The organism is Rubrivirga sp., assembly GCF_049648075.1.
Classification (GTDB): domain Bacteria; phylum Bacteroidota; class Rhodothermia; order Rhodothermales; family Rubricoccaceae; genus Rubrivirga.
In genome coordinates, this window is sequence record NZ_JBARYR010000061.1 from 1 (window position 1) to 3,740 (window position 3,740).

Consider the following 3,740-nt stretch of genomic DNA (forward strand, 5'->3'; position numbering starts at 1 on the left):
AGTTCTTGCGAGAGGTCCGAGACAAGGTGACGGAGGTCAACGAGTCGGTCGAGCAGGTCCGCGATCTACGGGCTCAGATCCGCTCTTTTCTGGCGAGGTTGCCCGACGGAGTATCAGGCGTTGACACCGTCGAGGCTGCCGGAAACGCCCTCGTCGAGCGCATGACAGCGGTCGAGGAGGTCCTGTACGAGACGCGTAGTCAGAGCCGCCAGGACCCGTTGAACTACGGCATCAACCTGGGCAACGAGCTCTCCGCGCTCGGCGGTACCGTCGCCTCCGGCGACTTCCGTCCGACCGATCAAGCGTACGCCTATCGCGACGAGGTCATGGGCGAGATCGAGGCCGAACTGACGACGCTTCGGGCCATCCTTGAGGTCGAGGTCCCCGCGTTCAACGCGCTCATCCGCGAGATGGAACTGCCGACCATCGTCCCCGATTCAGCCGACTAAGCACCGTGTCCACTCTCCTTCGACCTCGATGACGATCCGCGACTTCCTCTTCGGCACTGGCAAGACCTCGAGGGCGACGGACATTGGTCTGCTCATTCTCCGCGTCGGTATCGGTTTGCCGATGGCGTTCGGCCACGGTCTCGGAAAGATCCCGCCGTCCGAGGGCTTTATCGGCGCCACCGGCGACATGGGCTTCCCGATCCCGATCGTGTTCGCGTGGGCGGCCGCACTCAGCGAGTTCCTCGGAGGTCTTCTGATCGCGCTCGGTCTCCTGACGAGACCCGCAGCGCTCATGCTGGCTATTACGATGGCGGTCGCGGCGTTCGTCCGTCACGCGGCCGATCCGTTTAGCACCAAGGAGCTCGCGCTGGTCTACCTCGCCGCCTCGCTCGCCCTGCTGGCCACGGGCGCCGGCCGATACGCGATCGACCGAGCGCTCCGACGCCGAGACTGATTCGTCCTCGAAGACGAGTCGTCACGCCTCGATAGTCTGAGCCTCTTCGACGGCATCAGCGAGACGCGTTAGGATGCCTTGGGCGTCCTCGAGGGCGTCTACGCCTTGCACGATGGCACGAAGTCGCCCCGATCGTTTGCTGTCCTTCAGCACGTAACGATGGTCGAGGTTGCCCAGCGCCTCGAGGACGGGGTTGAACACATGTGTGTGGAAGTACGGATCCTCGGACGGCTCGGGAATGGTCAGGAAGAGGCGGCCGTTCTTCCACGTCACCCGCGGTAGCCGCAGACGCATCGCTGGAATGCGCATCGCCGCCAGGCGCAGCAGTGTGTCGATCTCGTCCGGTGCCGGTCCAAACCGGTCCTCGAGTTCGGCCTGAAACGCCTCGATCTCCGTCGCGTCCTCGAGGTCGGACAGCCGACGGTAGAGGTTGAGCCGCTCTACGGGGTTCGACACGTAGCTCGTCGGGATGAACACGTCGTCGTCCACGTCGACGGTCGGCTCGGGTGGGGGAGGGGCCGTGTCCTGGTCCGAGAACAACTCGGCGAACTCTTCCGCCCGGAGCTCCTGCACCGCCTCGTCCAGGATCTTGTGGTAGGTCTCGAACCCCACGTCCTCGATGAAGCCCGATTGCTCCGCGCCCAACATGTTACCGGCGCCGCGAATGTCGAGGTCGCGCATCGATAGGTTGAACCCGGAGCCCAGGTCCGAGAACTCCTCAACGGCCTGAAGACGCTGACGCGCCTCCTTGGTCAACGAGTGAACACTCGGGACGAGGAGGTAGCAGAAGGCCTTCTGGTCGTTTCGGCCGACCCGTCCTCGAAGCTGGTGCAGGTCCGCCAGCCCGTGCCGCTCGGCGTGATTGATTATGATCGTGTTTGCGTTCGAGACGTCGAGGCCGCTCTCGACGATCGTCGTGCAGACCAACACGTCGTACTCCTTATCCATGAACCCGAGCATCGCCTTCTCCAAGACGCTCGGTGGCATCTGGCCGTGCGCTGTGCGGATCCTGACGTCGGGAACGAGGGCTCTCACCATCGCTGCCATCTCGTCGATGGTCTGAACGCGGTTGTGCACGAAGAACACCTGCCCGCCGCGGTTGACCTCGTAGAGGATCGCGTCCCGGATCAGGTCGCGGTCGAACGTGTGGATCTCCGTAACGACCGGTTGCCGGTTCGCCGGCGGCGTCTGAATCAGCGACAGGTCTCGTGCGCCCAAGAGCGAGAACTGCAGGGTCCGCGGGATGGGCGTCGCCGTGAGCGTCAGTGTGTCCACGTTCGGCCGCAGCTTGCGGAGCTTCTCTTTCGAACTGACGCCGAACCGCTGCTCCTCGTCTACGATCAGGAGCCCGAGATCTTTGAACGCGACGTCCTTCGACAACACGCGCTGCGTGCCGATCACCACGTCCACCGTTCCGTCCTCGAGGCCGGCGAGCACCTCCTTTTGGTCGGCCTTGGTGACGAAGCGTGAGAGCTGAGCAATCTTGACGGGGAAGCGCCCCATTCGGCTCCTGAATGATTCCGTGTGTTGGCGAGCGAGCACCGTCGTCGGGACCACGACGGCGACTTGCTTCCCGTCCTGCAGCGCCTTGAACGCCGCCCGCATCGCGACCTCGGTCTTGCCGAATCCGACGTCGCCGCAGACCAGTCGGTCCATCGGCGTCGGCTGCTGCATGTCCTCCTTGATGGCCTGGATGGCTGCGTCCTGGTCCGGAGTTTCCTCGAAGGCGAACGAGGCCTCGAGCTCCCGTTGCCACACGGTGTCCGCCTTAAACGCGTAGCCCTGCGACGCTCGCCGTTTGGCGTAGATCTGGATCAGGTCGCGGGCGATATCCTTGACGCGCTTCTTCGTCCTCGATTTCAGTCGCTCCCACGCGCCCGTCCCGAGTTTGGTCAGCTTGGGCTGGTGGCCTTCCTTCCCGCTGTACTTGTGCAGCTTGTGGAGCGCCGCCACGTTGACGAACAACTCGTCGTTCCCCTTGAAGATGAGCCGGACCGCCTCCTGCTTTTGCTCTCGGACTGTGATCGTTTGCAAGCCTGCGAACTTGCCGATGCCATAGTCGACGTGAACCACGAAGTCGCCGGGGTGGAGCGCTTTGATCTCACGGAGCGAAAGGCCTCCCCGCGCCTTAGCTCTCTTCCTCGAGGTCGGTCGGTGGTACCGATCGAAGAGCTGGTGGTCCGTGTAGACGGCCAAACTGGCCGTTTCGATTTCAAACCCCTCGTGCAGACTTTCGACGATTAGATCCACGACGGGCCGTTTTCCCGTCTCGAGGTCGCCGCCGAGGAGCTCCCACAGGCGTTTTTTCTGCGAGCCGCTGTCGCACAGTACGGTAAAGCTCGTTCCGGAACGCCTCTCGACGTCCGCTCGAAGTCTCGCTAGGTCGCCATTGTAGGACGGTTGCGGAGTTGCCTCGAGGGTGAGCTCTTTCGTGCCAGGACCTGAGAAGGTGCCGAACAGGATGAGTCGTCTCGCGCCGAGCTCTCGAGCCAGGTCCGCTCCTGTGATGTAGCGCTTGCTCGGAGGCGTGAGCTGGTCATCGTCCTCGAGGTCGGCGCTTCGGCTTTCGAACTCTTCCCGCGCTTGCCTGAACCGCTCGTCCGCGAACTCGACCAATCGGTCGAAGTCGAACGTTGCGATGGGAGCGCCGGCTATGTACTCGAGGGCGGTGACGTGCGTGCCCTCGACGTATTTGTCGTCGTTGAGATTTGGAACGAGGCGGGCCGTCTCGAGCCGGGCGACGGAGCGCTGCGACTGCGGGTCGAACTCCCGGATCTGGTCGACCTCGTCTCCGAAAAACTCGAGGCGGACGGGGTAGCCACCTGCAAACGGATACA

2 protein-coding genes and 1 pseudogene are annotated in these 3,740 nt (G+C 63.4%); 2 read left to right on the forward strand and 1 reads right to left on the reverse strand.

Going from position 1 to position 3,740, the window contains the following annotated elements; all coding sequences use genetic code 11:
• Together WBA11_RS01800 and WBA11_RS01805 are read left to right on the forward strand one after the other, a co-directional pair.
• Nucleotides 1-449, forward strand: a pseudogene (locus WBA11_RS01800) (glycosyl hydrolase); the annotation flags it as partial.
• A gap of 28 nt (nucleotides 450-477) precedes the next feature.
• Nucleotides 478-903, forward strand: coding sequence for a DoxX family protein (locus WBA11_RS01805; RefSeq protein WP_424519020.1), 426 nt, complete (start codon nucleotides 478-480; stop codon nucleotides 901-903).
• Between the two features lie 21 nt (nucleotides 904-924).
• Here WBA11_RS01805 and mfd read toward each other — a convergent pair.
• Nucleotides 925-3,740: transcription-repair coupling factor (gene mfd, locus WBA11_RS01810; RefSeq protein WP_424519021.1), on the reverse strand; the 2,816-nt coding region annotated here is incomplete at its 5' end.

Excerpts from the sequence above, each read along its gene's own strand:
- WBA11_RS01805 (WP_424519020.1), top strand. The coding sequence starts at position 478 with ATGACGATCCGCGACTTCCTCTTCGGCACTGGCAAGACCTCGAGGGCG.